Origin of the sequence: Moorena sp. SIO3H5 (genome assembly GCF_010692395.1) — a bacterium.
GTDB lineage: Bacteria > Cyanobacteriota > Cyanobacteriia > Cyanobacteriales > Coleofasciculaceae > Moorena.
On the sequence record NZ_JAAHHS010000573.1, the window covers coordinates 1 to 3799 of the forward strand.

The 3799-nt window shown below is 44.8% G+C and carries 3 protein-coding genes; 2 read left to right on the forward strand and 1 reads right to left on the reverse strand.

What is annotated here, in order from left to right:
• The first annotated feature begins 351 nt into the window (after positions 1 to 351).
• Complete coding sequence (locus tag F6K52_RS33745; protein ID WP_293089144.1) at positions 352 to 780, forward strand: hypothetical protein; 429 nt, start codon at positions 352 to 354, stop codon at positions 778 to 780.
• A gap of 155 nt (positions 781 to 935) precedes the next feature.
• On the opposite strand, the gene cobJ is transcribed toward F6K52_RS33745, so the two are convergent.
• Positions 936 to 2855 carry a precorrin-3B C(17)-methyltransferase gene (gene cobJ / locus F6K52_RS33750; RefSeq protein WP_364421046.1) on the reverse strand — a complete coding sequence of 640 codons (1920 nt, stop codon included), beginning with the start codon at positions 2853 to 2855 and terminating at the stop codon, positions 936 to 938.
• Between the two features lie 485 nt (positions 2856 to 3340).
• Here cobJ and F6K52_RS33755 point away from each other — a divergent pair.
• The coding region (locus F6K52_RS33755; RefSeq protein ID WP_293089146.1) for a prephenate dehydratase domain-containing protein at positions 3341 to 3799 on the forward strand (459 nt) is incomplete at its 3' end.

The following is a 3799-nucleotide window of genomic DNA, read 5'->3' on the forward strand; positions in this document are numbered from 1 at the left end:
ATTCTTCCGATCTCACTTTTTTCCCTCGCCGATCAATCAGTGCCTGCTGAACTTGTTGAGAATCAGTAGCAGGCAGCAGTGGCAAGGATTGCCGACTTGTTGGAGTTGAGTAACGCGGAGAAATCGAAGCCAAGAACCATTGGAAACCTTTATTCTGACATCGGTTCCCCTAGCATATTATAAGTTCATTTTTCTTGCGCTTACCCTGGAACACTTGGTTCTTCTTTTGATCAAATTACTGAATTTCACACTAAAAGTATAAATTTTTATAAATAATTGGGTAGATTTATCTTAGGTTGTAATAAAAAGATACAAATTACGTTACTAGCAGTTAACCATAGGAGATGAGGCGTGAACGCAGCTGAACAAGCAATCGGCTTAGAAGTCACCACCAAAATTGCGGCTGTTGTCAATTTGTTTAAGTCTGAATTCCCTGATGCCAAGGCTGACCTCAAGCCTTGGACCAATGACCCGGAAACCCGAGAACTCGTGGATCCTAACTCCATTGACATTGGCTTTCACTTCCCTGGCTGGAGTAGACGCTTCCAAAGTCGAAGTATTTTGTTACAGATTCGGTTTCATAAAGACCACTTGGATCAATCTCATCGGTTGATTGGTTTGGAAGCGGCCGCCTTTAACCATCAAGGAGAAGCTTGGCGACTGTCCACAGTGGAACGTTGGCAAATTATCGGTAATTGTCAGCCATCAGCTGAAGTGGGGGAAAAGCTAAAACATTTCTGTCGTCAGGTGTTTGAGTTGTTTCGTTGTTTCTCTGATTGAATATAAGTAGGGTGGGCATCCTGCACGCCCGAAAATGAAACAGGCAAGATGCCCGTTCCACAGGTGCGCTTTCCACAAAACTCTGAAAATCATTCCATTATTAAGCAACGCCCTAAATTCGCGCATTCGCGCATTCTGCATTCTGACAAACAACCTTAAACCCGATATCCCCGTGGTGTAATCATCCAATCCTGATGAACATCAGTGGTTTGATTACCAATCAGCACCATAGTCAGCATATCAATGGGTATTTCTAGCATTTTGTCAAGCGTTGTGAGAGTGATTTTTTCATCCTCTCGATAGGCGGAAACCACAATGGCTACAGGGGTATCAGGCTTACGATGCTTGAGAAAAATCCGTTGTGCGATCGCAATCTGCTCAGTACGATTACGCGATCGCGGATTGTACAACGCAGTCACAAAATCTGCTGCGGCTGAGGCTTCTAGACGCTTTTCGATTACTGGCCAAGGGGTCAATAGGTCACTCAAACTAATGGCACAAAAATCATGCATCAGGGGTGCTCCCACACGAGAGGCAGCAGCTTGTAACGCTGTAATACCAGGAAATACTTGCACCTGGGGTGTCTTACCATCCCAGCCCCTAGAGCGCAATTCTTCTAGCACTAACCCTGCCATACCATAGATACCGCAGTCACCAGAAGAAACCACTGCTACCGTTAATCCCCACTCAGCTAGTTCAATGGCACGTTTTGCTCGTTGGGTTTCTTGGGTAATCGGTAATGCTTCGATAATTTGTCCTGGACGTCGCAAGCTTGCAATTAAATTGATATAGAGGGAGTAACCAATCACAGCATCAGCACTGGATATAGCTGTTTTAGCTGCTGGAGTTATTTGGTCAAGATTCCCCGGACCGATACCCACTAGCAACAGTTTCCCAATACGTCCAGTGTATTCTACTGGGGATTGAGCGATCGCTACAGTTACTGCTCCTACTTGATTCGCTGATTTGACTATTTGTTTGGGAACTAATAAGGGTTGTTCGGAAAGCGTGGCCTTTTGGCCAACGTTCCCGAACAACTTGCTAACGTTCAACTCTTGAGCGCTATACAGAGCTGCTGCTTCGGCAACGCTGGCAGTACCAACTTCTGCCGCCACCACATCCGATGGGTTGGGTACAGTTACGGAACGGAGTACCTCAGCTGGGAAAGTGTGTAAGGGCCAATGGCGCTCTTGGCACAATTGGACTATACCGACTTCATCGGCTTTCAGGTCAATAGTCGCAATTCCTGCGATCGCATTTTCTGATAAACCATAACGCTGACAGGTCTGCCGAATCGCCATTTCAATCAACTGCTTGGATGTGCCTCGCTCACAGCCAATTCCCAGCCACAGTACCCGTGGATACCACTGGACGTTTGGTAAATCCGATCCTGAAGCAAATTGCTGGTGGGTGGGACTAATCCAAATCCTGGCTTTAGGTGAGATAGACTCGGATTCAGTTGTAGCGCTATCCTCTGGAAATCCGAAATAGAAAGGATGTCCATCTCTAAGATGAGCTTGCCAAAGAGTGGAACCAGCCTCTTGAATTACCTGTACTATTTCTCCACGGGCAACCACAGCACTTACTCTAGTCCAATCCCCTTCTCCCCGATACCAGCCAAAGGGAATACCTAAGACATCAACTCCAGGTAGACCATTATCCGCTGCTGCTCCCGTTAAAATAGGCGTTGAGTCCAGTTGGGCAGCAATTAACCGTGTCAGTTGATCTGCCCCCCCTTGATGACCACTACACAAACTAATTACAAAACCTCCCCCTTGATCAACTACCACAACTGCTGGATCACTGGATTTATCCGTTAACAAAGGAGCAATTAAGCGCACCACTGCCCCCGCTGCCAAACAAAACACCAAAGCACGGTGGTTTGGCCAGAGGGAGGCAATGTGGTCTTTGAGGGAACCGTTGTAGACAGCAACCTGTTCTAGGGTGCTCAGAGAATTCGGTACCCAAAGGGTTGCACCAGTCGTTTGACAGAGGGGTTGCAGGATTTGAGCCCCAGTAGGAGTGGTAGCGATCGCAGCTAGGGGTTGGAAATTTTGAAAAACCGATGCCATCATGAAAGAAATAAACGTTAACTAGGGCAAAGTTAAGATACCCAGCTTTACTCTTAAAATAGACTATTTGCACTTGTTGTTTATCGGTTCCTCGATTTCCAAACAAGCCTAAAAATACCCCATCTAATAATAACTGATATACTGACTATATACTGACTAACTTAGGGCTATTTTTTTCAAAAGTTTACAGTTAAATTTTTGATCAATACAAAGCACCTAAAAAGATTATATAATTTTAGATTATCATTGATTGTTTTATGACAATTAACCCACCATAATCTAGATAATATTCCTAACTATATCATGAAACCCAATGCTAATTTATGATCACACAAAAAAAATATCATAGCGACTGAATCAATACAAGGATTACAGTTTTTGACCTGACTAAAAATCCTTATCTACTTTATTAACTCTTGCCTCTTGCTAGCATGCCTCTTGCCCTTCCCTAAACGATTTTGTTCACAAATCAAATTGTATTGTCTATTATGTCACTTTCTATTGCCTATCTCGGACCACCAGGAACTTATACAGAAGGCGCTGCCACAGCTTATGCTGAGCGACTCCAGAAACAACAGGGTCAGCAATGCCTATTGTGTCCTTATCCCAGCATTGCCCAAACCTTACAGTCAGTAGCTAACCAACAAGCTGATCTAGCAGTGGTACCTGTAGAGAATTCCATTGAAGGCAGTGTCACCATGACACTAGATCGGCTTTGGCAACTAGATCAGCTACAAATCCAACAGGCTCTGGTTTTGCCAATCAGACATTGTCTGATGTCACGGGCATCAACCATGGCAGACATTAAAATTGTTTATTCCCATCCTCAAGCTCTGGCTCAGTGTCAGGGGTGGTTAGAGCATTTTCTGCCATCAGTGCAACTGGTAGCGACCAACTCCACTACTGAAGCGCTACAGTTTTTGGACAAAGATCACAATGCAGCAGCG

Excerpts from the sequence above, each read along its gene's own strand:
- cobJ (WP_364421046.1), bottom strand. The coding sequence starts at position 2,855 with ATGATGGCATCGGTTTTTCAAAATTTCCAACCCCTAGCTGCGATCGCT.